At 68.0% G+C, this 331-nt stretch carries 1 protein-coding gene; it reads left to right on the top strand.

The window, feature by feature from the left end:
- Positions 1–331: alcohol dehydrogenase catalytic domain-containing protein (locus ACZLZY_RS24980; RefSeq protein ID WP_496253615.1), on the top strand; the 331-nt coding region annotated here is incomplete at both ends.

Below are 331 nucleotides of genomic sequence, written 5' to 3'. Positions count from 1 at the left end.
GTACACGTCGGGCACACCCGATGCCCTTAAAGTCGAGGATCGTCCCGTTCCGGTGCCGAACGCAGGCGAGGTCCTGATCCGCGTTCGAGCCTTCGGGCTCAACAGGTCCGAGATCTTCACGCGGCAGGGGCATTCTCCAAACGTCCGGCTGCCCCGGGTTCTTGGGATCGAGGCGACGGGAACGATCGAGGAGGCGCCGGGCGGCGAGTTCCAGCCGGGCGCGACGGTCGCGACGGTCATGGGCGGCATGGGCCGCGACTTCGACGGCGGCTATGCCGAGTACGTGAAGGTTCCGGTCGGCCAGGTGCAGTCGGTCCGCACCAACCTGCCC

This window comes from Mesocryomonas lacus, assembly GCF_055730135.2.
The sequence above is the reverse complement of the archived record's forward strand: the minus strand, read 5'-3'. Positions and strand labels throughout refer to the sequence as shown.